Source organism: Borborobacter xinjiangensis, from assembly GCF_047739745.1.
In the GTDB taxonomy this organism is placed as follows: domain Bacteria; phylum Pseudomonadota; class Alphaproteobacteria; order Rhizobiales; family Rhizobiaceae; genus Pseudaminobacter.
Map to the genome: position 1 here is coordinate 1 of NZ_JBLLVA010000026.1, position 26,516 is coordinate 26,516.

Sequence of the window (26,516 nt, forward strand, 5' to 3'; positions counted from 1 at the left end):
CGTCGCAACCATCGAACCCGCCGAATGCGCAAACTACATCGCAAACGCCGGTTACGCTTCCGTCAAAACCTGAAAGGCTCTAAACCAGAAACGGGTTGCTGCGTCGTTCCTCACCGAAACGTCCGCCCGGGCCGTGCCCGCAGATGAAGCCGATATCATCGCCGAGTGGCAGCAGCTTTTCCTTGATCGAGGCGATCAGCGCTGCGTGATCTCCACCGGGCAGATCGGTGCGGCCGATCGAGCCGCGAAACAAGACATCGCCGACATGAGCGAACTTCGCCGCCTCGTTGTAGTAGACGACATGGCCCGGCGCATGACCTGGACAGTGGAACACCTTGAAGACGTGCTCGCCGAAGGAGACCGTCTCACCTTCGCTAAGAAAGCGGTCCGGAACGCAATTACGCACCGCACCCGTCAGTCCGAAGCGGGTCGCCTGCGATTCCAGATTGTCGAGCAGCGGCCGGTCGGCTTCATGCGGGCCCACAATATCGACGCCAAGCGCATCCTTCAGGTCCATCGCCCCGCCGGCATGGTCGATATGGCCGTGCGTCAGCCAAATCGCGGTAATGGTGAGACCATTGTCCTTGATCGCCGACAGTATCTGGTCGACGTCACCGCCGGGATCGACCACAACGCCCGACTTGGTGTCCGCGTCGAAGAGGATAGTGCAATTCTGCTGGAACGGCGTGACCGGAACGATGCCCGCATTGAGCTGACCCATGTTTTTCCTTTCGCTTTGTCAGGCAACATGTAGGCGGCAACTGCTGCGACGTCCACCGCCTGGGGCCACCGTAAATGCGAGCTAACAAAAAACGGGCGGCTCGAAGGCCGCCCGCGAAATTCAACTTACTGCCCTTCAGGCCTTTTTCATGGCGCCCATGACTGCCCCGACGATCGCCGTCACCACGCCGCCGCCAACGACGCCACCAACCGCATCGCCCAGAGCACCCGACAAGGCGCCCGCGACATTCGGATCGCTTAGCACATTCGTCAGAATCTGGCCGCCGGCGACACCACCGACCACGCCCGAAACGACTTTCAGTACGGCGCTCATTGCCGCCTGCTTGAGTGCCGCCCCAACACCAAGGCCGCCAATGGCGCCCGTTACCGCCTGTATGATGATCGGAAGAAGCGCTTCCATATTACTATCCCTCCAACAGTAAGACCGACTCGCGCGAGCCGACCAACTTCATCAGACGCGGAATTGAACAAGAGTCAAATAAGCTGCGGCTAAAACAAAACGGGCGGCCATGGCCGCCCGTTACGAGAACAAGTTTCAATCTGAACGTAAAACGACGTAATGCCGTCTTACTCGGCTGCAATCGCGTGCTTGGGTTGAACTGCCACCGAATAGTCGTTCATCAGCGTCTTGGCGATTTCGCCGACCTGGAAGCGGTGTGGTCCGATCTCCGACACCGGGGTGACTTCGGCGGCCGTGCCGGTGAGGAAGCACTGTTCGAAGCCCGCGAGTTCCTCTGGCATGATGGCGCGCTCGATCACTTCAAGACCGCGTGCCTTCGCCAGATCGATCACCGTGCGTCTGGTGATGCCATCGAGGAAGCAATCCGGCGTCGGCGTATGGATCTTGCCGTCCTGGACGAAGAAGATATTGGCGCCTGTGGCTTCGGCAACCTGGCCGCGCCAATCCAGCATCATGGCGTCCGCATAGCCCTTGTCCTCGGCGGCGTGCTTGGAGAGCGTGCAGATCATGTAGAGGCCGGCGGCCTTGGCCTTCGACGGCGCGGTGCGCGGATCGGGCCGGCGATATTCGGCAATGTCGAGGCGGATGCCCTTCAGCTTCTGCGCCGGATCGAAATAGCTCGGCCACTGCCAGATGGCGATGGCGCAGTTGATGCGATTCTTCTGTGCCGAAACACCCATGCTTTCGCTGCCGCGCCAGGCGATCGGGCGAACATAGGCGTCCTTGAAGCCCTGCTTCTTCAAAAGCTCGCGGCAGGCATCGTCGATCTCGGCCACGGAGTAAGGGAGCTTGAAACCGAGAATGCGCGCGGATTCGTGCAGGCGTTCGGTGTGCTCGGTCAGCTTGAAGATTTCCCCGCCATAGGCGCGCTCGCCCTCGAACACCGCACTTGCATAATGCAGACCATGGGTCAGAACATGCACCTTGGCGTCGGCCCATTTGACGAACTCGCCATTCATCCAGATGAAGCCGTCAAGTTGATCGAACGGGACGGATGCCATGATAACCTCCTGCGGGAACGTGCCCGCCAACGTTTCTATCCAATTTGCTAAGTCGCGGCGGCGCGGCTTGTGACCGTGAATCTAGGCGGATATGGACATCATGGCAAACTCACGAAATTCCGCAGAATTGCGGTTGAACTTGCCTTTTCGATCGCAATCCGCCGAAAAGCTTGGCAAAAATTACCAGCGCCCTTAAAATATGTCAACAAGGCTGACATAAATTACAAACTCGCAGGACACACATGGCAGACCGCAACGGCGCAGATACAGAACCTATAAAAACCGCGATCACCGATCAGGACGGCCTCGATCTGTCGATCATCGAACTGCTTTTCTTCGCCTATCGCGACTTCACGTCCGATCCGGACCATATCCTGGCCGACTATGGCTTCGGGCGCGCCCATCACCGCGTCGTGCATTTCGTCAACCGCATGCCGGGTCTTACCGTCGCCGAACTGCTTGATGTCCTGCAGATAACCAAGCAAAGCCTGGCGCGCGTGCTCAAGCAGCTCATCGACACCGGCCATGTCATTCAGGTCCAGGGTCCGCGCGACCGGCGCCAGCGCGAACTCTACCCCACCGCCAAGGGGCGGGCGCTGGCCCTGGCGTTGGCACGGCCACAGTCGCGCCGCATCCATGATGCATTGCAAGGCTCGCAGGGGGCCGAACGCGAAGGGATCGAACGGTTCCTGAAAGCTATGGTCAACCCCGAATGGAGAGCGCAGATTGACAATCTGCCGGGAAACACGCCAGGAAAAGGCCATGAAGACGAATGAGATAGCCGACTATCCCGTGGTGCCGGAGGACGACGCTCCGCACCTTCTGGTGGTCGACGACGACACCCGCATTCGCAACCTGCTGAAACAATATCTCAGCGAAAACGGGTTCCGCATCACGGTTGCCGGAAATGCGCAGGAAGCGCGGCGCAAACTTGCCGGCCTCGATTTCGACCTGCTGATCCTCGATATCATGATGCCGGGAGAAAGCGGCGTCGATCTGACCAAGGCTCTGCGCGCCGAGAAAGCCGTTCCGATACTTATGCTGACGGCCCTTTCGGAAACCGACAGCCGCATCACCGGCCTGGAGGCTGGCGCCGACGACTATCTGCCGAAGCCCTTCGATCCGCGCGAGCTGATCCTGCGCATCAACAACATATTGCGTCGCGGCGGACCGTCCATGACGCCGAAGGTCGAGCAGATCGTATTCGGCCCCTACACGTTCCAGATCGCACGTCGCGAGCTGAAGAAGGGCGGCGAGCCACTGAAGCTCACTGACCGCGAACAGGAAATCCTGGCGATCTTTGCCGAGCGCGCCGGCGAAACCATCCCGCGCCACGAACTGGTATCGAGCGATTCCGAGGTCGGAGAGCGCACCATCGACGTGCAGATCAACCGGCTGCGGCGCAAGATCGAGCGCGACCCGGCAAACCCGGTATGGCTTCAGACGGTCCGCGGTGTTGGGTATCGCCTCAGTGTGGAATAGACTGGCCATCTAAGAGCCCTCCTGCCCGCGGCGGTATCGGGCGTTCGCGGACGGGAAAGGCACATGACGACTTCGCAAGTGAACCGGTCTGAGAGCGGCGCCCTTCATGCGTGCTAGATCGGCATTTTTCGGGCTCGGCTCCGTGCCCAGGAGTTGGAACCGCTTTTGGCGGCTTGTCTCACTCTATATGCCGAAGCGGCTCTACCCGCGCTCGCTGATCATCATCATCACGCCGATGATCCTGCTCCAGTCAGTCGTCGCCTTCAATTTCATGGAGCGGCATTGGCAGACGGTCACATTGCGTCTTTCGCAGGCGGTCACGCGCGACATCGCCGCCATCATCGACATGATCGAAACCTATCCGCAGGATCCGGATTACGCCAACGTCATCCGCATCGCCCAGGATCGGCTTTCGCTGAAGATCGACCTGCTGCCGCCCGATCCGTTGCCGCCGCCCGGCCCCAAGCCGTTTTTCTCCATTCTCGATCAGACGCTGTCGTCGGAGATCACCAAGCAGATAAACCGGCCGTTCTGGCTGGATACCGTCGGCAATTCCAACATTGTCGAGGTGCGCGTCCAACTTGAAAACAAGGTGCTGCGCGTCTTCGTGCGCCGCAGCCAGGCCTACGCCTCCAACACCCATATTTTCCTGATATGGATGGTCGGCACCTCGCTCGTATTGCTGATCATCGCAATTCCCTTCCTGCGCAATCAGATCAGGCCGATCCTGGCGCTTGCGGAAGCGGCCGAAAGCTTTGGCAAGGGACGGCCGATGCCGCCCGATTTCCGCCCTCGCGGCGCCGAGGAAGTTCGCCGGGCCGGTTTTGCATTCATCCAGATGCGCGAGCGCATCGAACGGCAGATCGAACAGCGCACGGCGATGCTCACCGGCGTCAGCCACGACCTGCGCACCATTCTTACGCGCTTCAAGCTGCAGCTCGCCCTTTCCGGCAAGAAGGCCGACATCCAGGCCCTCAACCAGGACATCGACGATATGCAGTCGATGTTGGAAGGCTATCTCGATTTCGCCAGGGGCGAAGCCTCCGAGGATCCGGGCAAGTTCGACCTCAAGGCGCATCTTGAAAAGCTCAAGGAAGAGGCAAAGCTCAGCAAGAGCGAGTTGACGACCTCACTTTCGGGAACCGGCGAAATCCACGTGCGCCCGAACGCGTTCAGCCGGCTTCTTGCCAATATCGTCGGCAACGCCTTTCGCTACGCCGAACATGTGCGGGTGACCGCAACCCATACGCGTGGCTCGCTTACCATCATCGTCGACGATGATGGGCCGGGCATCCCGCCGGACAGGCGCGAGGAGGTGTTCAAGCCGTTCGTTCGGCTGGACGCGGCGAGAAATCTCGACGCGACCGGAACCGGCCTTGGCCTTTCAATCGCCCGCGACATCGCCCGCAGCCATGGCGGCGACGTCACGCTGGAAGACAGCCCGATGGGCGGCTTGAGAGCCAGGATCAGGGTACCTGCCTGACCGCCAAAGGATCAGGGAGGAAGGTCAGAACAGCCGGCCGCCGTCCGGCACCTTGCGCTCGATCGCACCAAGCACGACATCGCCCTCCGCATCGGGAAAGCCGAGCGTCAGCACCTCGGACATGAATTTGCCGATCTGGCGCGGCGGAAAATTGACGACAGCGAAAACCTGGCGGCCGACAAGCGAATCCACCGAGTAGTATTTGGTGATCTGCGCCGAGGATTTTTTCACGCCGATCGCCGGACCGAAATCGATCTTGAGCTTTATCGCCGGCTTGCGGGCTTCTGGAAACGGCTCGGCTTCCACTATGGTGCCGGCACGGATATCGACGCGGTCGAAATCGGCAAAGCTGATTTCGGGCCTTACGGGCGTATCGATGCTCATTGCGGGTTACGCATTGCCAAGCGTTTCGAACAGCACGCCGGAAAGCGCATCTTTCGCCGATGTGCCCGACCAGACAACGTACTGGAACGCCTGGAAATAGCATTCGCACGCGTCGAGCGCCGACGACAGCAGCACCTCGACCTGCTGGCTGGTCGGCTCGACGCCGCCGGCAAGCAGCAGCGACTGGCGAAACATGATCGCGCCTTCCTGCTCCCAGAGGTCGAAATGCCCGAAAAGCATCTGTTCGTTGATCAGCGACAACAGCCGCATGATTTCGAGCGTACGGGCCTCGGGCACCTTGATGTCAAACGCGCAGGCAAGGTGCACTGCCTCGAAATCCTCCATCCATGAGAAGGACACGTGGTAGTCGGTCCATGTTCCGGCGACCGAAATCGAGATCTCGTCGTCGCCTGTGCGCTCGAAGGCCCATTCATTGTTGTGCGCAACCTGTTCGATCACATCCACCGGGTGGATTTCGCGTGCAAATTCCAGCTCGACAAGTTCCATGAAATGCTTCCTGACGTTCTGGGAGCGCCTCCGCACGCCCCGCGCGAAATGCACACACAAACAGTTGTCACTAGAACATAGACGGCGGATCAATCGGCATCGGCACAAGCGCGCTTTATCCGGGCCCCCACCGCCCAGCGCATGACCCCGTCCCGAATCATGCAGCAAATTCAGTGTATTGATGCAGAGTCGCGTGACCAGCCCCTTTTTCGCGCGACACGCCAGAAGGGTGTGGAAAGCCGTTGCCGCACAGATTCATGCAAGCCGGATAAGCGATTCAGGCGAAAGCGCTTTTTCGGATGGGGCGCTGTGGAAAAGGTTAACGAATTATTTTTTCGAGGCTACCCTGGAAGACGCCCTGACAGGCGCCTCGGACGACTTCATCGGCGAACTTGACAATCTTTCTTCGAGTTCGGCGATCCGCGCCGCCAGCCGATCATTTTCGGCGCGGGCCTTGAGCGCCATTTCACGCACCGCCTCGAACTCCTCGCGCTGCACCACATCCATCGAGTTCAGGATCCTTTCGGCCTGACCCTTGAACGCTGTTTCGACCTCGCGGCGCACGCCCTGGGCGGCACCCGCCGCATCCGTCACCAGCTTGGCGAATTCGTCAAGAATGCGGTTCGATCCGGTAGACATGACAATACCTCTGGGCAAAACTCGGCCACTGGCATGGAGGTAGTGCGCATCGAGCATGAATGCAAGCTTGGATGAGGCAGCATCCGCCTGCCTTGACCCCGCCAAAAGCCTGCCGCATGGTCCGCGCCGATCCTGCCGCCCGATCCGGAGCACCTCTTGAACGACTACCTCCTGCTGCCGTTGGCAGCCCTGCCCTTCCCCAACATCGATCCGGTGATCGTGCAGATCGGCCCGCTCGCCATCCACTGGTACGGCGCGGCCTATATTGTCGGCATCCTGTTTGCCTGGTGGTATGCCGGCCGCCTCGTGCGGAATGAAAAACTCTGGGCAAGCGGCGTCACGCCGATGAAGCGCGAAGACCTTGACGACTTTCTCGTCTGGGCCGCGGTCGGCGTGGTTCTGGGTGGCCGGGTCGGCTATATCCTGTTTTACGACCTCGCCCGCTATATCCAGAACCCGCTCGATATCTTCGCCGTCTGGCAAGGCGGCATGTCGTTTCATGGCGGCTTGGTCGGCACCACGCTGGCGATGATCCTGTTTGCCCGCTCGCGCGGCATTCGCGTCTGGACGATGTTCGACGTCGTGGCGGCCGGTGTGCCGGTGGGGCTCGGTCTGGTCCGCCTCACAAACTTCATCAACTCCGAGATCTGGGGCAGGCCGAGCGACGCGCCCTGGGCGGTTGTATTTCCGAACGGTGGGCCTTTGGCGCGCCACCCAAGCCAGCTTTACGAAGCCGCTCTTGAAGGGCTGGTGCTGTTCATCGTCCTGCGCATTCTCACCCATGGTCTTCTGAAGTTGAAGCGGCCGGGGTTCATTGCCGGAGCCTTCGTCGCCGGGTATGGCGCTTCACGTATTTTCGTAGAGTTCTTTCGCGAACCGGACGCGCAGCTCGGCTATCTCTTCGGCGGCTGGCTGACCATGGGAATGGTCCTGTCTGTTCCGATGGTCGTGCTCGGCGTGTGGGCGATGGCGACGGCGAAGCCCGCCTCCGCCCCCAGCCCCGCATGACGGCGCTGAAAAAGCGCATCGCCGCGCTGATCGAGGCCAATGGTCCGCTTTCGGTCGCGGACTACATGGCGCTTTGTCTGTTCGATCCACAGGACGGCTATTACACCATTCGCGAGCCGTTCGGCGTGCGTGGCGACTTCACCACCGCGCCTGAAATCAGCCAGATGTTCGGCGAACTGATCGGCGTCTGGATAGGAACGACCTGGAAAGCGTTGGGGGAGCCGCTACCAGCCGCCATTGCCGAGATCGGACCCGGACGCGGCACGCTGATGAAGGACGTGCTGCGAACGCTTGGCCGCCTGGCGCCCGCGCTGCACGCCTCGGCTCGCTTCGCCATGATCGAAACCAGCCCCCGGCTGACGGCTATCCAGAAGGACACGCTCGCCGGCACCGGCGTCAGCATCGATTGGCATAGTTCTGTCGAAACACTGCCGCCGATGCCGCTGATTATCGTCGGCAATGAGATTTTTGACGCCATTCCGACGCGCCAGTTCATCCTGACCAGCGGCAGTTGGCGCGAGCGCGCCGTCGGACTTGGACCCGATGGCGAACTCCAGTTCATTGCCGGCGCCGGATCGCTCGACCCATCGCTGCTGCCCGCAGGCGCCAAGCAAGCGGCCGAAGGCGCGATCTTCGAATATGCGCCGGCACGAACGGCCCTGATGGAGGCGATCGCCACGCCGATAGCGGCAAATGGCGGGGCGGGCCTCTTCATCGACTACGGTCATCTCGAGCCGGGTATGGGCGACACGCTGCAGGCCTTGCGGCAGCACCGCTACGAGGACGTCCTGGCTAACCCCGGCCTTGCCGACCTGACCTCGCATGTGGACTTCGCAGCACTTGCCGAAACGGCAAGGCAGAGCGGCCTGGCCGCCCACGCGACGACCCAGGGCGATTTTCTGCTGCGCATGGGACTCCTGGAGCGCGCCGGCAGGCTGGGCGCCAATGCCTCGCCCGGGCGGCAGGAGGCGATCCGCGGCGAAGTCGAGCGGCTGGCAGGTCCAGATGCGATGGGAAATCTGTTCAAGGTGCTGGCGATCGCACCGTCGGGCTTTAGGGTTGCACCCTTTTCCAACCCGGATTGACTTGCTCAAAAGCCTGCCTCACTCTCGCGCCCGCTGGAACCAATGCGTCACCGGAATGGCGGATTTCGCCTTGACGAAACAGCTGCCGCAGAGAACAAGGCGCTCATGTCAGACCAACCGACACTCGATCCGATCCGCTCCGCCCTGCTTGGCCAAGTGGAATCCAGCGGCATAAAACATGGCTATTTCACCCGCCTCGGTGGTGTCTCCGATGGTATCTACAGCGGGCTCAACATCGGCGTCGGCTCCAATGACGATCAGGAGCTGGTGCTCGAAAATCGCCGCCGCGTGGCCGGCTGGATGGGCGTCGACTCCGATTCGCTGCTGACCGCATATCAGATCCACTCGCCGGACGTGATCATCGTGCGCGAGCCTTTTTCCGGCGCGCGGCCGAAGGCCGATGCGATTGTTACCGACCGAGCGGGCATCGCCATCGGCGCCACCACCGCCGATTGCGGGCCGGTGCTGTTCGCCGATGCCGAAGCGCGCGTTATCGGTGCCGCCCATGCCGGCTGGAAGGGTGCCTTCACCGGCGTCCTTGAAAACACCATCGCTGCAATGGAAAGCCTGGGAGCCAAACGCGAACGCATCGCTGCCGCGCTTGGCCCCTCCATCAGCGCTGCGAATTACGAAGTAGGCGCGGAATTCGTCGCTCGCTTCGTCGATGCCGACAGCAGCAACGCCCACTATTTCACGCCGTCGACCACGCCGGGGCATTCGATGTTCGACCTGAACGGCTACACCGTCGATCGCCTGGCGAAGGCCGGCGTGGCCGTCGAGGGCCTTGGCCGCTGCACTTATGCGGAAGAGGACCTGTTCTACTCCTATCGCCGCTCGACACACCGTAAGGAAGCAGATTACGGCCGCCAGATTTCTGCAATTGTCTTGGAGGATATTTGATGGCGCTTCATTTCGAACGTTCGGAGTTTGACGCACGCCGCGACCGCCTCGTCATCGAAATGGCGGAGAAGAAGCTGGACGCCATTCTGCTCTTCGCGCAGGAAAGCATGTACTGGCTGACCGGCTATGACACATTCGGCTTCTGCTTCTTCCAGTCACTGGTCATGAAGGCCGACGGCTCCATGGTATTGCTTACGCGCTCGGCCGACCTGCGCCAGGCCCGTCATACTTCGACCATCGAGAACATCGTCCTGTGGACCGATCGCGAGGGCGCCAACCCGGCGCTCGACCTGCGCAATCTTTTGAACGATCTCGACCTTCTCGGCGCCCGCATCGGCATTGAGTATGATACGCACGGGCTTACCGCCTTCAACGGCCGCCGTCTCGACGAGCAGATGCAGACATTCGGCCAGATCGTCGACGCCTCGGGCATCGTCGCCAGGCTGCGCCTGTTCAAGAGCCCGGCCGAAATCCAGAAGACGGAAAAGGCCGCAAGCCTTGCCGACGATGCGCTGGATGCGGCCCTGCCGCTTATCAAGCAGGGCGCCGACGAAGGCGCGATTCTGGCGGCCATGCAGGGCGCGATCTTCGAAGGTGGCGGCGACTATCCCGCCAACGAGTTCATCATAGGCTCAGGGGCCGATGCGCTCTTGTGCCGCTACAAGGCCGGGCGCCGCAAGCTTTCCAAGAACGACCAGCTCACGCTGGAATGGGCCGGCGTCTTCCATCACTATCACGCCGCCATGATGCGCACCGTTCTGACCGGCAAGGTCTCGAAGCGCCATCAGGAACTGTTCGACGCCGCCCATGACGCGCTGACGGCGGTCGAAAAAGTGATGACACCCGGCAATACGTTCGGAGACGTGTTCGATGCCCATGCCCGCAGCCTGGAAAGCCACGGACTGACCAAGCACCGGCTGAACGCCTGCGGTTATTCGCTTGGCGCGCGCTTCACGCCATCCTGGATGGATATGCCGATGTTCTACCAGGGTAATCCCGAGCCGATCGCACCGAACATGACGTTGTTTGCGCATATGATCATCATGGATTCGGAAACCGAGACCGCAATGACGCTTGGCCGCACCTATCTGACCACAGATACGCAGGCCAAGCCGCTCTCGCGTCACGGTCTCGACCTGATCGTAAAGTGATGACGAGCGGCAGACACATTGGTTTGGTCATGAGGAGATTCCTAACAGGCGCCGTATCATTGCTCGCAGCTCTCGCGCTGGGCGCCTGCACCAGCACGCAGGACGTGCTCGAGCCCTCGGCGATCGCTGCCACCGAGCAGCCGTCCTCGCCGGCGCCTTCAACCGGCACGAGCCCGATAGCCGCATCCAACGCCCGCATTCAGTTTGCCCCGATTGTCGGCGCGACGGTGGAAGCCGCAACCCCGCTGACCGAACGCCTGGCAAGCCGTGCCGGCCAGCGCGGCATGCGGCTTGCCGGCACCACCGATCCTTCCACGACGCACGTGTTGAAAGGCTACTTCTCCGCCCTTACTGAGGGTCCGGAGACGACCGTGGTATATGTATGGGATGTCTACGACCCCGCCGGCAGCAGGCTGCATCGCATCAACGGTCAGCAGAAGGTCCAGACGCAGGGCAAGGACGGCTGGGATTCTGTTTCGCCCGCAGTCATGCAGACGATCGCCGACACGACAATCGACCAATTGGCAGCCTGGCTGGCCGGCCGCACTGGCTGATCGGCCTGCTAAAAACAGCGATTCTATGGATTCAACGTCAATTTGCCACGACAACACTTGCAATAGGCGCAATGCCCGCTAAAAACCCGCTCATCTTCCCTGTCAGGACAGTTACATGAAACTCTTTGCGGGCAACTCCAACCGGGTTCTGGCCGAGGCGGTCGCCCGTTACCTCAATCTGCCGATCGGCAAGGCAAGCGTCAGGCGCTTCGCCGATCAGGAGATTTTCGTCGAGATCCAGGAAAACGTGCGCGGCGAAGACGTGTTCATCCTGCAGTCGACGTCGTTTCCGACCAACGATCACCTGATGGAACTGCTGATCATGATCGATGCGTTCATGCGCTCTTCCGCGCGGCGCGTCACGGCGGTCATTCCCTATTTCGGCTATGCGCGACAGGATCGGCGCGCATCGGGCCGCACGCCCATTTCGGCGAAGCTGGTCGCCAACATGATCACCCGCGCCGGGGCCAATCGCGTGTTGACGCTCGACCTCCATGCCGGCCAAATTCAGGGCTTCTTCGACATTCCCACCGACAATCTGTTCGCGGTGCCGGTCATGGCGCGTGACGTAAAGGCCAAGTACAAGCAACTCGGTAACGTCATGGTCGTGTCGCCCGATGTCGGCGGCGTGGTGCGTGCCCGCGCGCTCGCCAAGCGCCTCGACGCGCAACTGGCCATCGTCGACAAGCGTCGCGAGCGGCCGGGCGAATCCGAGGTCATGAACATCATTGGCGACATTCGCGGCAAGGACTGCATCCTGATCGACGACATCGTCGATTCCGGCGGCACGCTCTGCAATGCGGCGGATGCGCTGCTGAGCAATGGCGCGACCAGCGTTACCGCCTATATCACCCATGGTGTGCTTTCCGGTGGCGCCACCGCGCGCATCGCAGGATCGAAGCTGCAGGAGTTGGTGATCACCGATTCGATCCAGCCGACATCGGAAGTCAGCGCTGCCGCCAACATCAGGGTGCTTTCCATCGCCGACCTCATCGGCGAAGCGATTTCACGCACCGCCACGGAACAGTCCGTCTCGAGCCTGTTCGACTGAACGGCGTCTGTCTGCGGAAGCTGCGCCGGACTGCAATAATCTTGCGCCGTGAGGCACCTTCCGCTATAGAGCCGCCATCCGCGTAGACACCCTTGGAGGCAACGCGGCCGAGGGCCGTCGCTCTCGCATGCTCTTTACAGACAGGCACTTGCTGCCGATGGATCATGCACGGAACGGCTGCTTTCGACGTTTGAAGTGTGGGTTGCCCACACTCAAGCGCTCCAATCACAACGAAAGGAAATGCCATGAGCCAAGCTAGCTACGAGCTCAAGGCCGAAGCACGCGAACAGGTCGGTAAGGGGTCCGCCCGCAGTGTTCGCCGCAACGGCAAAGTGCCTGCAGTCATTTACGGCGACAAGCAGCCTCCCCTGGCGATCGCCCTGTCCTACAAGGACGTCTACTACAAGATTCACGGCGGCGGTTTCCTGACCACCATCGCCACGATCGACGTGGACGGCAAGAAGATCCAGGTCCTGCCCAAGGACTACCAGCTTGATCCGATCCGCGACTTCCCGATGCATGTCGATTTCCTGCGCGTCGGAAAGAACACCGAGGTCAATGTCAACGTGCCGGTCCGCTTCCTGAATGAAGAGAAGTCGCCGGGCATCAAGCGCGGCGGCGTGCTCAACATCGTGCGCCACGAGGTGGAGTTCCACTGCCCGGCCAACGCGATTCCCGACTTCATCGAAGTCGACCTCACCGGCACCGACATCGGCGATTCGATCCACATTTCCGCCGTCAAGCTACCGCGCGACGTAAAGCCGGTCATCGCCGACCGCGACTTCACCATCGCGACCGTTGCGGCGCCTGCCGGACTGAAGAGCGAAGACAGCGCTGCCGCCACCGAAGAAGGCGAGGCGGAAGCCGCGCCCGAGGAATAAGCCTCGGGAGGCGCTTGGAGACGTTCGATGCTGCTGTTTGCAGGTCTCGGAAATCCGGGCGCGAAATATGCCAACAACCGGCACAATGTCGGCTTCATGGCGGCGGACGCGATTGCCCGCCGCCATGATTTTTCGCCCTGGTCGAAGAAATTCCAGGGTCAGGTCGCCGAGGGAACCCTCGCCGGCGAGAAGATCATCCTTCTGAAGCCCCAGACGTTCATGAACCTGTCCGGCCAGTCGGTTGGCGAGGCGATGCGCTTCTACAAGCTCCAGCCGGCCGACCTGACGGTATTTTATGACGAACTCGATCTTGTTGCCGGCAAGGTGCGCGTGAAGACCGGCGGCGGCGCCGGAGGCCACAACGGCATCCGCTCGATCGACCAGCATTGTCAGAAAGACTATCGCCGCGTACGCATCGGCATCGGCCATCCCGGCGTCAAGGAGATGGTGCATGGCCATGTGCTTGGCGATTTCGCCAAGGCCGACGGGGAATGGCTCGATCCGCTGCTCACCGCCATCGCCGACCATGCTGGGCTGCTCGCCAAAGGCGACGACAACGGCTTCATGAACAAGCTCACGCTCGCGATGCAGGAAGCAGCGACGCCCGGGCAGGCGGTGGCTGAGCGTCCCGCACCTAAAAAACAGAGCCACATCCGCCAGGCGCGCCAGCCGGCGCCTGCAACGAAGCTTCCCGAAACCGGCCCGATGGCCGCGATGCTGAAAAAACTCTTCGGCAACAGGAGCTGATTTTCCCAACCTGCTGGGCATTCGGCATGGCTTCGGTCATGGAAGGCAGCGAAGGGGTTGACGATCCTCTGCCCTTTCGCCCATAGCCCACATCAATTCTGCACCTGTACAAGGCCTCGTCATCATGGGTTTCAAATGCGGCATCGTCGGACTGCCCAATGTCGGCAAGTCGACGCTTTTCAATGCACTGACGCGAACCGCGGCCGCACAGGCTGCGAACTATCCCTTCTGCACGATCGAGCCGAACACCGGAGAGGTGGCCGTTCCCGACCCGCGACTGAAGAAGCTTGCCGCCGCCGGAAAGTCGAAGGAGATCATCCCTACCCGCATATCCTTCGTCGACATCGCCGGCCTGGTGCGCGGCGCGTCCAAGGGCGAAGGCCTCGGCAACCAGTTTCTCGCCAATATTCGCGAGGTCGATGCCATCGTCCATGTGCTTCGCTGCTTCGAGGATGACGACATCACCCATGTCGAAGGTCGCATCGACCCCATTGCCGACGCCGAGACGGTCGAGACCGAGCTTATGCTTGCGGACCTCGAAAGCATCGAGCGCCGCATCGTGCAGTTCCGCAAGCGCGCAAGCGGCAAGGATAAGGAGGCGCTGACCATCCTGCCCGTGATGGAGCAGGTCCTGGCGCTGTTGCAGGACGGCAAGCCCGCGCGCCTGTTGCTCGACGGCATGGCAGCCGAGGATCTCGCCATCCTGCAGGGCCTCAACCTGCTGACTTCGCATCCGGTGCTCTATGTCTGCAATGTTTCGGAAGCCGAGGCGGCAACCGGCAATGACCACACGCGAGCTGTCGAGAAGATGGCCGAGGCCCAGGGCGCGCGCACCGTGGTGATCTCGGCGGCGATCGAGGCCGAGGTGGCACAACTGCCCGAAGAGGAGGCGCAGGAATTCCTCGCCGATCTCGGACTGGAGGAACCGGGCCTCGACAGGCTCATCCGCGCCGGATACGAACTCCTGCAGCTCATCACCTACTTCACCGTCGGGCCGAAGGAGACGCGCGCCTGGACGGTTCGCAAAGGCACCAAGGCGCCGCAGGCGGCCGGCGTCATCCATACCGACTTCGAGCGCGGCTTTATCCGCGCCCAGACCATCGCCTACAATGACTTTATTTCCCTGGGCGGCGAAGTCGCGGCCAAGGAAGCCGGCAAGGCGCGGGATGAAGGCAAGGAATATGTCGTGCAGGATGGCGACGTCCTGCTGTTCAGATTCAACACCTGATGTCCGGCTGAACCGGCCGGGCCAACTGCAGCAATTTCCCCGGTCACGGAGGGTCGAAGATGATCAAGGCTTTTGCCGTGGAAAGCGGTCGCCTGCGGCCGGTGGATGACCTGTTGCAGCACAAGGACGAGGTGGTATGGGCCGACCTGCTTGCCCCGTCCAAGGCGGAGGAGGCCTTGATCGAAGCATGGGTCGGTGTGGGAATTCCGACCCGCGAGGAAATGGAGGAGATCGAGATTTCCTCCCGCCTCTATGTCGAGAACGGCGCTCTGTTCATGACCGCTACGCTGCCGGCACAGACCGACAGCGATGAACCGCTGATGTCTCCCGTTACCTTCGCGCTTGCCGGCAACAGGCTGATCACCGTTCGCTATCATGAACCCCGCGCCTTCCAGACCTTCCCGATGCGTTCGGAAAAGGTGGCGACTGGCTGCGTCGACGGACAGACCATCCTTATGGGCTTGCTGGAAGCGATCGTCGACCGCCTCGCCGACGTTCTTGAGCGCGTCGGCCGCGACATTGATGCACTTTCGCAGGACATCTTTCAGTCTGCCGAAACCAAGGCGTTCAAGCGCGACCGCAATTTCCAGAGGGTGCTCCAGACCATCGGCCGCAAGGAAGGTCTCGCCTCGGATATCCGCGACAGCCTTATGACGCTTCAGCGACTGTCGGGCTTTCTCGGCAACGCCTTCGTGCAGGACAAGAACAGCAAGGACTTGCGCGCCCGCGTGAAAGTGCTGACGCGCGACGTCATGTCCCTCACCGACCACGTCTCCTTCCTGTCGCAGAAGATCACCTTCCTGCTCGACGCCACGCTCGGCATGATCAATATCGAGCAGAACGGCATCATCAAGATTTTCTCGGTCGCCGCCGTGGTCTTCCTGCCGCCGACATTGGTCGCCTCCATTTACGGCATGAACTTCGATGTCATGCCGGAATTGAATTGGGCCTTCGGCTACCCGATGGCTCTCGGCCTGATGGTCATTTCGGCGGTGCTGCCCTTCTGGTATTTCAAGCGCCGCGGCTGGCTCTGACACCGCCTTGCCGACAGGCACCATCGGGTCCACAATGAACGTTCAAGCTTGAACGGGATTTCGGCATGACGGAAAAGAAATGGGCCTACGAGGATTTTCCCGAAGGCGGCACACTGGACCTTGGCTCAAAGCTGGTCACCGCCGACGAGATCATCGCCTTTGCCAGCGAGTTCGACGCCCAGCCGATGCATCTGGATGAGGAAGCCGGCAAGGCGAGCATTCTCGGCGGCCTTTCGGCTTCCGGCTGGCACACATGCTCGATGTTCATGCGCATGATGTGCGACGCCTTCCTGCTGGATTCGACTTCGCAAGGCTCGCCGGGAATAGACTATGCGCGTTGGAAGAAACCGGTGCTGGCGGGAGACATCCTGACCGGCCGCAGCACTGTGATTTCCAAGCGCACCTCCAGATCGCGGCCCAATATCGGCTTTGTCACGCTGCGCGCCGAGCTGTTCAACCAACGCGGCGAGAGCGTATTTGAACTCGAAAATACCGGCATGTTCCTGACCAAGGCCGGCGCAGGTGCCGTATGACGCTAGACGAATTCTTCGCCATCGGCACGAGCGTCACACTCGGTGCCCACCATTTTGATGCCGACGAGATCAAGGCCTTTGCCGCCAGATATGATCCCCAGCCATTCCATCTCGATGAAAAGCCGGCCGAGGCTAGCATTTTCGGCCGCCTTTGTGCTTCGGGTTGGCATACGGCGGCGACGTGGATGCGCTACAATCTGGCTTTCCAGACAAAAGTCGAAAGCAAGCTATGGAATGGACCCGGTCCGGCGCCGGAATTCGGTCCATCACCCGGCTTCAAGGATCTCAGATGGCTGAAGCCGGTCTATGCCGGCGAAACAATCACCTTCAGCCGCACCAATATCAGCCATCGACCGATTGCGAGCCGGCCGGGCTGGCGGCTGCTGACGCTGCGCGCCGAGGGTCATGATTCGACCGGGGACAAGGTGATCGAATTCGAAAGTGCGGTACTGGTGAAGACGGGATAACGTATTCGGCTGGGCCTGAACGGGAACAATCTCAGCGCTGAGGTTGTCAATGTCCCTGGAAAGCGACCAGCGTCCTCACCGGAACGCCGAGCGCCTCGAGCTTTTCGCGACCGCCGAGCTCCGGAAGGTCGATGACGAAGCAGGCCGCAACAATGTCGGCTCCCATCTGCCGCAGCAGCTTCACCGCGCCCTCCGCGGTACCACCAGTCGCGATCAGGTCATCGACCAGCAGAACCTTGTCGCCTTGCTCCACCGCATCCTTGTGCATTTCCATCTCGTCCAGCCCGTATTCCAGACTGTATGCGACGCGCACGGTCTCATGCGGCAGCTTGCCTTTCTTGCGGATCGGCACGAATCCGGCCGAAAGCTGATGCGCGATGGCGCCGCCAAGAATGAATCCACGCGCCTCTATGCCGGCGATCTTTGCTACTCCGGACGTCGCATAAGGCCGCACCAACTCATCGATGGTCTGGCGGAACGCCGCCGCATTGCCGAGCAGCGTCGTGATATCGCGAAACATGATTCCCGGTTTGGGATAGTCCGGGATATTGCGGATAGCGTCCAGCAGCGTGTTTTCAAGTGAGGATGTCATGGGCGTGATCGGGCTGCTTTCTGGATGTGCGCGATAGCATGGCGCTGACCTAAGCCTGCGATCATGCACTCTTTTGAGGAAGAATTTCACCCGAAATCCGCATCTGCGCCGTCTTGCGTTCGAGCCTCGAAAGAAAAGGGCGCCCAAAGCGCCCTTCCCCTCGTAGTCTGCGTCTGCCTTGCGTCAGTGCGCGATGCCCGACCAGACCTTGCGCTTGGTCAGATAAATCAACCCGCCGAAGAGCAGCAGGAACGCCATCACGCTGAAGCCCGTCTGCTTGCGCGCCTCCATGTGCGGCTCGGCCGCCCACATCAGGAACGCCGAGACATCGCGTGAATACTGGTCGACCGTCTGCGGCGAGCCGTCATCATAGGTGACCTGGTCGTCCGACAGGGGCTTTGCCATTGCCAGCGACTTTCCGGCAATGAAGTAGGGATTGTAATGGGTGCCCTCGGCGATTTCCATGCCGGCCGGCGGCTCGTGGTCATAGCCGGTCAGAAGCGCATGGATATAGTCCGGCCCACCCTCGGCATATTGCGTGAAGATGTCGAAGATGAAGGTCGGGAAACCGCGCTCCACGGAGCGCGCCTTGGCAATCAGCGAAAAATCGGGCGGAGCCGCACCGTTGTTGGCGGCTGCTGCCGCAGCGGCGTTCGGGAACGGCGCCGGGAAATGATCGCCCGGCAATGCCTTGCGGGTGAACATTTCGCCGTCGCCATTCGGCCCGTCCTGGACTTCGTACTCGGCAGCAAGCGCCTTCACCTGCGCCTCGGTGTAGCCGAGGTCCTCGAGCGTGCGGAACGCGACGAGGTCCATCGAATGGCAGGCCGAGCAGACTTCCTTGTAGACCTTCAGGCCACGCTGAAGCTGCGCCTTGTCGTAGGTGCCGAAAGGACCAGAGAACGACCACTTTTCCAGGGTCGGCTTGATGATCGGGAAGTGGGTTGGCTCTGCCGCGTTGTGCTCCTCGGCTGCCTGGGCGGTTCCCAGAACCGCGGCCATTGCAAAGCCGGCCGCAGCCAATCCGTTGAGAATCTTTTTCATGCGAATGTTCCTCTCAAAGATTCTCGTTCAGCCTTTGGTTTCCGGCGTGGCACCGGCAAAACGACCTGCGCCACCGGACTTGTTCTTCTCGAGCACCGCCTCGGTGATCGAGTTCGGCAGCCGACGCGGCCTCTCGATAAGCCCGAGAACCGGCATGATGATCAGGAAGAACGCGAAGTAGTAGAAGGTCGAAACCTGCGCCAGCGCCACGTAGATGCCTTCGGCCGGCCGCGAGCCCAGCCAACCCAGGAAGATGGCGTTGAGCACGAAGAGCCAGAAGAACAGCTTGTACCACGGGCGATAGACGGCCGAGCGCACCTTGGAGGTGTCGAGCCACGGCACGAAGAACAGCACCGCGATCGAGCCGAACATCGCAAGCACGCCGCCAAGCTTGGAATCGATCGGTCCGATCGAGAAGGTGATGGCGCGCAGGATCGCGTAGAACGGCAGGTAATACCATTCCGGAACGATGTGGGCCGGGGTCTTCAACGAGTCGGCCATGATGTAGTTGTCGGGATGGCCGAGATAGTTCGGGATGTAGAAGATGAAGTAGGCAAACACCGCCACGAACACGACCATGCCGAAGGCGTCCTTGATCGTCGCGTAGGGAGTGAAGGCGACCGTGTCGGTCTTCGCCTTGACTTCGATGCCGGTCGGGTTGGTCTGGCCGACCACATGCAGCGCCCAGACGTGCAGCACCACGACGCCGGCGATCATGAACGGCAGAAGATAGTGCAGCGAAAAGAAGCGGTTCAGCGTCGGATTGTCGACGGCGAAGCCACCGAGCAGCAGCTGCTGAATCCACTCGCCGACCACCGGAATGGCGGTGAAGAAGCCGGTGATGACGGTAGCGCCCCAGAAGCTCATCTGGCCCCATGGCAGCACGTAGCCCATGAAGCCCGTTGCCATCATCAGCAGATAGATGATGCAGCCAAGGATCCACAGCAGCTCACGCGGCGCCTTGTAGGAGCCGTAGTAGAGACCGCGCATGATGTGGATATAGACGGCGATGAAGAAGAACGATGCACCGTTGGAGTGCATGTAGCGCAACAGCCAGCCGGAGTTGACGTCGCGCATGATCTTCTCGACCGACTGGAAGGCCAGTGTCGTATCGTTGGTGTAATGCATGGCCAGCACGACGCCGGTCAGGATCTGCGCTGCCAGCATCAGCGAAAGGATGCCGCCGAAGGTGTAGGCGTAGTTCAGATTGCGCGGCACCGGATAGGAAACGAACGAATCATGGACGAGGCGCGGCAATGGCATGCGCGCGTCGAACCAGCGTCCGATGCCTGTCTTGGGCGAATAGGTCGAGTGTCCACCGCTCATGGAAATTGGTCCCCTCTGCCTTAACCGATCCGAATGGTGGTGTCGGAAATGAATGCAAAAGCCGGAACGTGCAGGTTTTCCGGCGCCGGGCCTTTGCGGATGCGGCCGGCCGTGTCGTAGTGCGAACCATGGCAGGGGCAGAACCAGCCGCCGAAGTCGCCTTGCTGGCCGAGCGGCACACAACCGAGATGCGTGCAGACGCCGACCATGATGATCCAGTTTTCCTTGCCCTCGCCGGCGGAACGATCGATGTCGGTCGCTTCGGCGTCGCTTGCCAGATTGGCGTTGCGGGCGACAGGGTCCTTGAGCTCGGCGAGCGCAACATCCTGCGCGGCCTTGACCTCTTCGGGCGTGCGATTGCGGATGAATACCGGCTTGCCGCGCCATTTCACCGTCAGCGACATGCCGGGCGTCAGCGACGACACGTCGACCTCGACGGAAGAGGCTGCAAGCGTCGAGGCGTCAGGCCGCATCTGGTCGATAAACGGCCAGGCAAGCGCGGCCGCGCCGATCACGCCTGCCGTTCCGGTCGCCACATAAAGAAAATCACGACGGGATGGGTCGATCGTATCGTTTGCGCTCACGGGAATATGATCCTTTCGCCTTACCCTCACCGGTGGCCGGAGCCTTTTCCCCGCTCACTGTCGAAGGCCCGAAGCCGCAAGCGGACCAGGCTGACAAATCCTCCGGTATTTGGGTTTTGGGTTTATGCGTGAAGCCCGCGCTTGTCCAGACAGGACAAGGGGAGCAGGGCAGATTGTCGCGGGTGCTGTTGAAAGCTCGCGCTAACCCGCGGAAAACAGCGGCAAATCAACTTCCTCAGGCCGCGCCGAGCCGCACCAGCACCTGGTTCGGAATGTCCAGATCCCGGATCACATCGTCATGCCGGCGCAGGCCGCACAGTTCACGCTGGATGAAGTAGGCGTGGACGGCGGCCGCCGCATTCTTGAGAAGCTCGCGCCTTTCGGCCGCATCGCCTTGATGTTCCCGCAGCCTTGCCAGGCAGGCCTCCGCATGTCCTCCGGCCCGCCCGAGAGACGCGGCCTTTTCCGCCAGCATTTCGTGCTCGAGCACGTTGATGCCCGTATCGAAGGACGGGCCATGGATATTGCGGGGCGGCCGAAGCGACATCTCACGCTCCACGAGCAATTCTGGACAAACCGATAACCTATTCCGCGGCCAGCCGGTCGCCCAGGAAGCCGCCGGACTGGCGCTTCCAGAGCTGCGCGTAAAGGCCGTTCCTTGCGATCAGTTGCTCATGCGTTCCTTCCTCGACGATGCTGCCCTCGTCGATGACGATCAGCCGGTCGAGCGCGGCGATGGTCGACAGGCGGTGGGCAATGGCGATGACCGTCTTGCCCTCCATCATGCGGTAGAGATTGTCCTGGATCGCCGCCTCGACTTCCGAATCGAGCGCCGACGTCGCTTCGTCGAGGATGAGGATCGGCGCATCCTTCAGCATCATGCGGGCGATCGCCACGCGCTGGCGCTGGCCGCCGGAAAGCTTGACGCCGCGTTCGCCGACATGGGCGTCATATCCTTGGCGGTCCTTCGGATCGGTGACGCCGGCTATGAATTCGTGCGCTGCCGCGCGCTCGGCCGCGTCCTCGATTTCCGCCTGGGTCGCATCGGCGCGGCCATAGCCGATATTGTCGCGAATCGACCTGTGCATCAGCATCGCATCCTGGCTGACGACGCCGAACTGCGCCCGCAGCGAGCCCTGCGTCACTGATCGCACGTCGTGGCCATCGATCAGGATGCGGCCTCCTTCGACCTCGAACAGCCGCAGCGCCAGATTGACGATGGTGGTCTTGCCCGCGCCCGAAGGCCCGATCAGCGCGACGCGCTCGCCCGGCCTGATATGCAGGTTCAGATTTTCGATGATGCCGCTGCCCTTGCCGTAATGAAACGACACGTTCTCGAAGCGGATGTCGCCGCTGGCGCGCGGCAACACCAGCGCGTCGGGCGCATCGCGGATGGCCGGGCGTACGGAAATGGTGCGTGTCGCGTCCTGCACCGTGGCATAGTTGCGGACCAGCCCATTGATGTTGAACATCATCCAGCCCGACATCTGGTTGAGCCGGAAGACGAGCCCGAGGGCGGCGGCGATCGCGCCTGTCGAAATCGTACCGCTGGTCCAGGTATAGATGCAGATAGCGGCGATCGAACTCATCATCGCGCCGTTCAGTATGGCAACGGACGCGCGCACCGTGGTCACAGCGCGCGTCAGCCTGACGACCGCAAGCAGAAAGCGCTCCATGCCGTCGCGAACATAGGCATGCTCGCGTCGCCCGCTGTCGAACAGCTTCACGGACATGATGTTGGTGAAGGCATCCACCAGCCGGCCGTTGAAAATGGAGCGCTCATCGGCGGTGGCACGGCCGGCGGCGCGCATTTCCGGCAAAAGAAACCAGATGATCGCCGCATAACCGACGAACCACAGCCCGACGACCGCGCCCAGCAGCGGATCGACGGTGACGAGGACGGTGATGGCCAGCACCACGAAGGTCAGGAACGACCACATCGTCTGCAGCACGTTGACGATGAAATCGCCCACCGCCTCGCCGCCCTGCATGATCTTGGTGGCGATGCGCCCGGCGAAATCGTTCTGATAAAACCCATATGGCTGCTCGATGACGCGGCGGAATGCCTGCCAGCGCACCATCGAGAAGAAGCCGGGCACGATCACCTGCTGCTCGACCACGGCGGAAGCCACGATTACCGCCGTGCGCACCACCAGGAGCAGCACCAGCAGTGCGACGAGCTCCGGCCAGTGCTCGGCAAAAAGCGTGCGCGGATCGGACCGGTCGAGCAGATCGATCAGCCAGCCGATCGACCAGTAGAGCCCGGCATCGACTGCTCCGGCCAAGCCGCCGACGAGCAAAAGCAGCGCGAAAGGCCCCTTGGCCTGCCTGGCGAAATAGAGAATGAACCTCCAGGCGCTCGCCGGCAGGACTTCGCGGTCCGTATCATGGAAGGGATCGATCGATCCCTCCACCTTCCGCCAAAGCCTGTCGCGCAATCCCTCGTCTCTCATCGTTTCGCGGCCCATGCCTCTTGTTTTGCGCGAGCCAGGCAAACTGCTCGACATTTACGGATATGATATAGCAATGCGGCCGGGACAAGCCGCCTCATTCAGCCGCCCGTTCCGCGGCCGTACCGCTCTCCTCGAGTTCCTCATGCTGCAGGAACCCGCCCGACTGGCGCATCCAGAGCTGCGCATAAAGACCACCGCGCGCCACAAGCTCGGCATGCGTGCCCTCCTCGACGATGCGGCCTTCGTCCATCACCACCAGCCGGTCCATAGCCGCGATGGTGGAGAGCCGATGCGCGATGGCAATCACCGTCTTTCCCTCCATCAACCGGTAGAGATTTTCCTGGATCGCCTCCTCGACCTCCGAATCGAGCGCCGAAGTCGCCTCGTCGAGGATCAGGATCGGTGCGTCCTTCAGCATCACGCGCGCGATCGCGATGCGCTGCCTCTGGCCGCCCGAAAGCTTCACGCCGCGTTCGCCGACATGCGCGTCATAAGCCTTGCGCCCTTTCGGATCGGAAAGACCGGCGATGAATTCGTCCGCCGAGGCGCGCCGTGCCGCCTCCATCATCGAAGCGTCGTCGGCCTCCGGACGGCCGTAAAGGATATTGTCGCGCACCGAGCGATGCAGGAGCGAAGTGTCCTGGGTGACCATGCCGATCCGTGCGCGCAGCGAATCCTGCGTGACGCCGGATATATCCTGACCGTCGATCAGGATGCGTCCGCTTTCCAGGTCGTAGAAGCGCAAGAGCAGATTGACCAGCGTCGATTTGCCCGCACCCGAACGTCCCACCAGCCCCACCTTTTCGCCGGGCCTTACCGTCAGCGACAGGTTCTCGATGACCCCCCTGCCCTTGCCGTAGTGGAAGCCGATGCGCTCGAACTCGATCTCGCCCTTGCCGACGACGATATCGCTCGCCCCAGGCCGGTCCTCGACCAGTCGCGGCAGGGAAATCGAATTGATGCCGTCCTGCACGGTGCCGATGTTTTCAAACAGCGCCGAGACTTCCCACATGATCCACTGCGACATGCCCCATAGGCGCAGCACCAGGCCGAGCACGACGGCAACCGCGCCGATCGACACCGCCTCGTTCAGCCAAAGCCAGATCGACAGCGCTCCGACCCCGGCGAGCAGTGTCGAGTTGAGCATATAGAGCGCACCGTAGAGCTGCGTCACCAGCCGCATCGAGCGATAGACAGTCTCGAGGAAGTCGCTCATGCCTTCGCGTGCGAAAGCGGCTTCCCGGCGGCCGTGAGAGAACAGCTTCACCGTCTGGATGTTGGTGTAGCTGTCGACCACGCGTCCGGTCATCAGCGAGCGCGCGTCGGCCTGTTCCTGAGACACGCGGCCAAGACGCGGAACGAAATAACGCAGCATCACCAGATAGGCGGCGAGCCAGACCAGCAGCGGCATCGCCAGCCGCCAGTCCGCCGATCCGACGATGAACAAGACGCCGAGGAAATAGACGCAGACATAGTTCAGGACTTCGATCAGCTTGATCACGCATTCGCGCACCGCGAGCGCAGTCTGCATCAGCTTGGTGGCGATGCGTCCGGCGAACTCGTCCTGATAGAAGCTCATCGACTGTTTGAGCAGGTAGCGATGGACCTGCCAGCGGATGCGCATCGGGTAGTTGCCCATCAGCGTCTGCTGGCTGACCAGCGAATGCAGCCACACCGCCGCCGGCAGACCGACCATGACGATCAGCCCCATTCCGGCAAGCTTCCAGCCCTCCGTCTGGAGGAAGGTCTCGCGGTTCTGCACCGCCAGCCAATCGACGATGTTGCCGAGAAAGCCGAACATCCACACTTCGGCGATCGCAATACCCGCCATCAGAATGGCGGCCGCGATCAGGTAGGGCCACGAGCCTTTCGTATAGTGCAGGCAGAATGCGAGCAGCGTCCTTGGCGGCTCGACCGGCTCTTCGGCCGGGAACGGATCGAGTCTTTTTTCAAACCAGCGAAACATGGTGAACTCTTGAAGTTTCATTTGTGCCCCTGCCGGGGGGCAAATGTCATCTGTCTTTTCGAAATCGGCTTGGACGGCCGCGCCTGGATGCCGTCCTTTGTCTGGTCTGCAGCAGGCCGGCTTGGGCGCGGCACCCCGGAAGGGGACAGATGGCCTTCGCGTCCCGACGAGCCAAGAGCCGCTTTGATCACCCCTGACAACGCGGTGTCAGGAACAATAGCGCGGCCCGCAATATCGAGCAGACGTGTTTCGGCAGCGGGGGCTATCGGGGCTGTCTGCCCCTTCTTGAAATTAGCATGCATCGAGACGATCCTTCGGAGACGGAAACGGGTTCCGGCAGAAAGCGCGATGCTGGACTTTTCAGTTTGAGCGTCGTGTCGAATCCGCCGTCAGGCCGGGCGCCCGTTGCGTGGGCGAGCCAGTGCGATACACATCCGGAAATCCATGGCTGCCTCCATCGGTTCGAGTTGACACCGCGCTCGTATAGACTGATTTGGCGCAAAACGCCACAGCAGCGGAACGAATTTCAGCGTCGTCATTGGAGACCGTAATGGATCATGCCGTCCGTATCGCCCTCTACCAGCCCGACATCGCCGGAAACACAGGCACCATTCTGCGCATGGCGGCCTGCCTCGGGCTCGCGGTCGACATCATCGAGCCGGCCGGCTTCGACCTTTCCGACCGTGCGCTGAAACGGGCCGGCATGGATTATCTCGAAATGGCTTCCCTTACGCGCCATCTCGATTTCAATGCTTTCGAGGCCTGGCGTCGGGCGCAGGGCCGCCGGCTTCTTCTGTTCTCGACCAAGGCTGCACTGCCCTATACGGAATTCCGCTACGGCCACGGCGACATAATATTGTTTGGTCGCGAATCGGCGGGCGTACCCGAACAGGTGCACGACTGCGCCGACGCCCGACTGCTCATCCCAATGAAAGGCGGCGGCCGCAGCCTCAACCTCGCGCTCGCCGCCGCCATGGCGGCCGGCGAGGCAACGCGACAGCTCGGCTGAGAAATCGGCGGCACCCATCTCGATCGACCAAGCGACCCTCCGGCCTGCCACCCTCGCCAGACCCGCTACTCTCAGGCGTATGAACATGGCGTCCTCCTTGCGTGTGCATCGCGAAGGACGAATTGATACAACCTCAACTTAGGTTGAGGTCAAGCGGAAATTCGCCAGGTGCTTGGTTGGGTACGGTGAGCGCTCCGGTGCGATGT

At 61.5% G+C, this 26,516-nt stretch carries 29 protein-coding genes; 16 read left to right on the forward strand and 13 right to left on the reverse strand.

Translation table 11 applies throughout. From position 1 onward, the window contains the following. Window positions 1-79 precede the first annotated feature (79 nt). The 3 genes from ACLKMW_RS21150 to ACLKMW_RS21160 form a co-directional block, all read right to left on the reverse strand. Window positions 80-721: an MBL fold metallo-hydrolase gene (locus ACLKMW_RS21150; RefSeq protein ID WP_415726508.1), complete on the reverse strand. Its 642-nt coding sequence runs from the start codon at window positions 719-721 to the stop codon at window positions 80-82. A 135-nt stretch (window positions 722-856) separates the two neighbouring features. Beyond that, complete coding sequence (locus ACLKMW_RS21155) at window positions 857-1,141, reverse strand: hypothetical protein (RefSeq protein ID WP_415726509.1); 285 nt, start codon at window positions 1,139-1,141, stop codon at window positions 857-859. A 167-nt stretch (window positions 1,142-1,308) separates the two neighbouring features. After that, the gene (locus ACLKMW_RS21160) at window positions 1,309-2,202 is read right to left on the reverse strand and encodes a branched-chain amino acid aminotransferase (protein WP_415726510.1); all 894 of its coding nucleotides are present in this window, start codon (window positions 2,200-2,202) and stop codon (window positions 1,309-1,311) included. 242 nt (window positions 2,203-2,444) lie between these two features. Between ACLKMW_RS21160 and ACLKMW_RS21165 the strand changes: the two genes are divergently transcribed. From ACLKMW_RS21165 to ACLKMW_RS21175, 3 genes are all read left to right on the forward strand, one after another. After that, window positions 2,445-2,978 carry a MarR family winged helix-turn-helix transcriptional regulator gene (locus ACLKMW_RS21165; RefSeq protein ID WP_415726511.1) on the forward strand — a complete coding sequence of 178 codons (534 nt, stop codon included), beginning with the start codon at window positions 2,445-2,447 and terminating at the stop codon, window positions 2,976-2,978. After that, window positions 2,965-3,684, forward strand: a complete 720-nt coding sequence (locus ACLKMW_RS21170; RefSeq protein ID WP_415726512.1) for a response regulator — start codon at window positions 2,965-2,967, stop codon at window positions 3,682-3,684. The genes ACLKMW_RS21165 and ACLKMW_RS21170 overlap by 14 nt, the downstream gene beginning before the upstream one ends. A 142-nt stretch (window positions 3,685-3,826) precedes the next feature. Next, window positions 3,827-5,167 (forward strand): ATP-binding protein, encoded by a 1,341-nt coding sequence (locus ACLKMW_RS21175; protein ID WP_415726559.1) that lies wholly within the window; start codon window positions 3,827-3,829, stop codon window positions 5,165-5,167. Window positions 5,168-5,191: 24 nt separating this feature from the next. Here ACLKMW_RS21175 and ACLKMW_RS21180 read toward each other — a convergent pair whose 3' ends face one another. From ACLKMW_RS21180 to ACLKMW_RS21190, 3 genes are all read right to left on the reverse strand, one after another. Next, window positions 5,192-5,551, reverse strand: a complete 360-nt coding sequence (locus ACLKMW_RS21180; RefSeq protein WP_415726513.1) for a tRNA-binding protein — start codon at window positions 5,549-5,551, stop codon at window positions 5,192-5,194. A 6-nt stretch (window positions 5,552-5,557) separates the two neighbouring features. Continuing rightward, window positions 5,558-6,058: a type III secretion system chaperone family protein gene (locus ACLKMW_RS21185; RefSeq protein ID WP_415726514.1), complete on the reverse strand. Its 501-nt coding sequence runs from the start codon at window positions 6,056-6,058 to the stop codon at window positions 5,558-5,560. Between the two features lie 327 nt (window positions 6,059-6,385). Continuing rightward, window positions 6,386-6,697, reverse strand: a complete 312-nt coding sequence (locus ACLKMW_RS21190) for an accessory factor UbiK family protein (RefSeq protein WP_415726515.1) — start codon at window positions 6,695-6,697, stop codon at window positions 6,386-6,388. 156 nt (window positions 6,698-6,853) lie between these two features. On the opposite strand from ACLKMW_RS21190, the gene lgt reads away from it, so the two are divergent. The 12 genes from lgt to ACLKMW_RS21250 all read left to right on the forward strand — a co-directional run bounded on the left by lgt (window position 6,854) and on the right by ACLKMW_RS21250 (window position 17,336). Further along, window positions 6,854-7,705 (forward strand): prolipoprotein diacylglyceryl transferase, encoded by an 852-nt coding sequence (gene lgt / locus ACLKMW_RS21195; RefSeq protein ID WP_415726516.1) that lies wholly within the window; start codon window positions 6,854-6,856, stop codon window positions 7,703-7,705. Further along, the gene (locus ACLKMW_RS21200) at window positions 7,702-8,790 is read left to right on the forward strand and encodes a class I SAM-dependent methyltransferase (protein ID WP_415726517.1); all 1,089 of its coding nucleotides are present in this window, start codon (window positions 7,702-7,704) and stop codon (window positions 8,788-8,790) included. Before lgt ends, ACLKMW_RS21200 begins: the two co-directional genes overlap by 4 nt. 105 nt (window positions 8,791-8,895) lie before the next feature. Further along, complete coding sequence (pgeF, locus tag ACLKMW_RS21205) at window positions 8,896-9,690, forward strand: peptidoglycan editing factor PgeF (RefSeq protein ID WP_415726518.1); 795 nt, start codon at window positions 8,896-8,898, stop codon at window positions 9,688-9,690. After that, window positions 9,690-10,841 carry a M24 family metallopeptidase gene (locus tag ACLKMW_RS21210; RefSeq protein WP_415726519.1) on the forward strand — a complete coding sequence of 384 codons (1,152 nt, stop codon included), beginning with the start codon at window positions 9,690-9,692 and terminating at the stop codon, window positions 10,839-10,841. Before pgeF ends, ACLKMW_RS21210 begins: the two co-directional genes overlap by 1 nt. 29 nt (window positions 10,842-10,870) lie before the next feature. Continuing rightward, entirely contained in the window at window positions 10,871-11,395 is a 525-nt protein-coding gene (locus ACLKMW_RS21215; protein ID WP_415726520.1) for a hypothetical protein, read from the forward strand. Window positions 11,396-11,510: 115 nt separating this feature from the next. Further along, complete coding sequence (locus tag ACLKMW_RS21220) at window positions 11,511-12,446, forward strand: ribose-phosphate pyrophosphokinase (protein WP_415726521.1); 936 nt, start codon at window positions 11,511-11,513, stop codon at window positions 12,444-12,446. A 245-nt stretch (window positions 12,447-12,691) separates the two neighbouring features. After that, window positions 12,692-13,327, forward strand: a complete 636-nt coding sequence (locus ACLKMW_RS21225; protein WP_415726522.1) for a 50S ribosomal protein L25/general stress protein Ctc — start codon at window positions 12,692-12,694, stop codon at window positions 13,325-13,327. Window positions 13,328-13,354: 27 nt separating this feature from the next. Continuing rightward, entirely contained in the window at window positions 13,355-14,074 is a 720-nt protein-coding gene (gene pth, locus ACLKMW_RS21230; protein ID WP_415726523.1) for an aminoacyl-tRNA hydrolase, read from the forward strand. 124 nt (window positions 14,075-14,198) lie between these two features. Then, entirely contained in the window at window positions 14,199-15,302 is a 1,104-nt protein-coding gene (ychF, locus tag ACLKMW_RS21235; protein WP_415726524.1) for a redox-regulated ATPase YchF, read from the forward strand. Window positions 15,303-15,361: 59 nt separating this feature from the next. Next, entirely contained in the window at window positions 15,362-16,336 is a 975-nt protein-coding gene (gene corA, locus ACLKMW_RS21240) for a magnesium/cobalt transporter CorA (RefSeq protein WP_415726525.1), read from the forward strand. 65 nt (window positions 16,337-16,401) lie between these two features. Next, window positions 16,402-16,869, forward strand: coding sequence for a MaoC family dehydratase (locus ACLKMW_RS21245; RefSeq protein WP_415726526.1), 468 nt, complete (start codon window positions 16,402-16,404; stop codon window positions 16,867-16,869). Continuing rightward, window positions 16,866-17,336: a MaoC family dehydratase gene (locus tag ACLKMW_RS21250; RefSeq protein ID WP_415726527.1), complete on the forward strand. Its 471-nt coding sequence runs from the start codon at window positions 16,866-16,868 to the stop codon at window positions 17,334-17,336. Before ACLKMW_RS21245 ends, ACLKMW_RS21250 begins: the two co-directional genes overlap by 4 nt. A 46-nt stretch (window positions 17,337-17,382) precedes the next feature. On the opposite strand, the gene ACLKMW_RS21255 is transcribed toward ACLKMW_RS21250, so the two are convergent. From ACLKMW_RS21255 to ACLKMW_RS21285, 7 genes are all read right to left on the reverse strand, one after another. After that, complete coding sequence (locus tag ACLKMW_RS21255) at window positions 17,383-17,928, reverse strand: adenine phosphoribosyltransferase (RefSeq protein WP_415726528.1); 546 nt, start codon at window positions 17,926-17,928, stop codon at window positions 17,383-17,385. A gap of 183 nt (window positions 17,929-18,111) precedes the next feature. Then, window positions 18,112-18,972 carry a cytochrome c1 gene (locus ACLKMW_RS21260; RefSeq protein WP_415726530.1) on the reverse strand — a complete coding sequence of 287 codons (861 nt, stop codon included), beginning with the start codon at window positions 18,970-18,972 and terminating at the stop codon, window positions 18,112-18,114. A gap of 27 nt (window positions 18,973-18,999) precedes the next feature. After that, window positions 19,000-20,298, reverse strand: a complete 1,299-nt coding sequence (locus ACLKMW_RS21265; RefSeq protein ID WP_415726531.1) for a cytochrome b — start codon at window positions 20,296-20,298, stop codon at window positions 19,000-19,002. Between the two features lie 20 nt (window positions 20,299-20,318). Continuing rightward, the gene (gene petA, locus ACLKMW_RS21270; RefSeq protein WP_415726532.1) at window positions 20,319-20,882 is read right to left on the reverse strand and encodes a ubiquinol-cytochrome c reductase iron-sulfur subunit; all 564 of its coding nucleotides are present in this window, start codon (window positions 20,880-20,882) and stop codon (window positions 20,319-20,321) included. Window positions 20,883-21,117: 235 nt separating this feature from the next. Beyond that, window positions 21,118-21,429, reverse strand: a complete 312-nt coding sequence (locus ACLKMW_RS21275; RefSeq protein WP_415726533.1) for a DUF6665 family protein — start codon at window positions 21,427-21,429, stop codon at window positions 21,118-21,120. 37 nt (window positions 21,430-21,466) lie between these two features. After that, the gene (locus tag ACLKMW_RS21280) at window positions 21,467-23,350 is read right to left on the reverse strand and encodes an ABC transporter ATP-binding protein (protein WP_415726534.1); all 1,884 of its coding nucleotides are present in this window, start codon (window positions 23,348-23,350) and stop codon (window positions 21,467-21,469) included. Between the two features lie 79 nt (window positions 23,351-23,429). Further along, window positions 23,430-25,301, reverse strand: coding sequence for an ABC transporter ATP-binding protein (locus ACLKMW_RS21285; protein ID WP_415726560.1), 1,872 nt, complete (start codon window positions 25,299-25,301; stop codon window positions 23,430-23,432). 550 nt (window positions 25,302-25,851) lie between these two features. Here ACLKMW_RS21285 and ACLKMW_RS21290 point away from each other — a divergent pair. Then, window positions 25,852-26,310, forward strand: a complete 459-nt coding sequence (locus tag ACLKMW_RS21290) for a tRNA (cytidine(34)-2'-O)-methyltransferase (protein ID WP_415726535.1) — start codon at window positions 25,852-25,854, stop codon at window positions 26,308-26,310. Window positions 26,311-26,516: the final 206 nt, after the last annotated feature.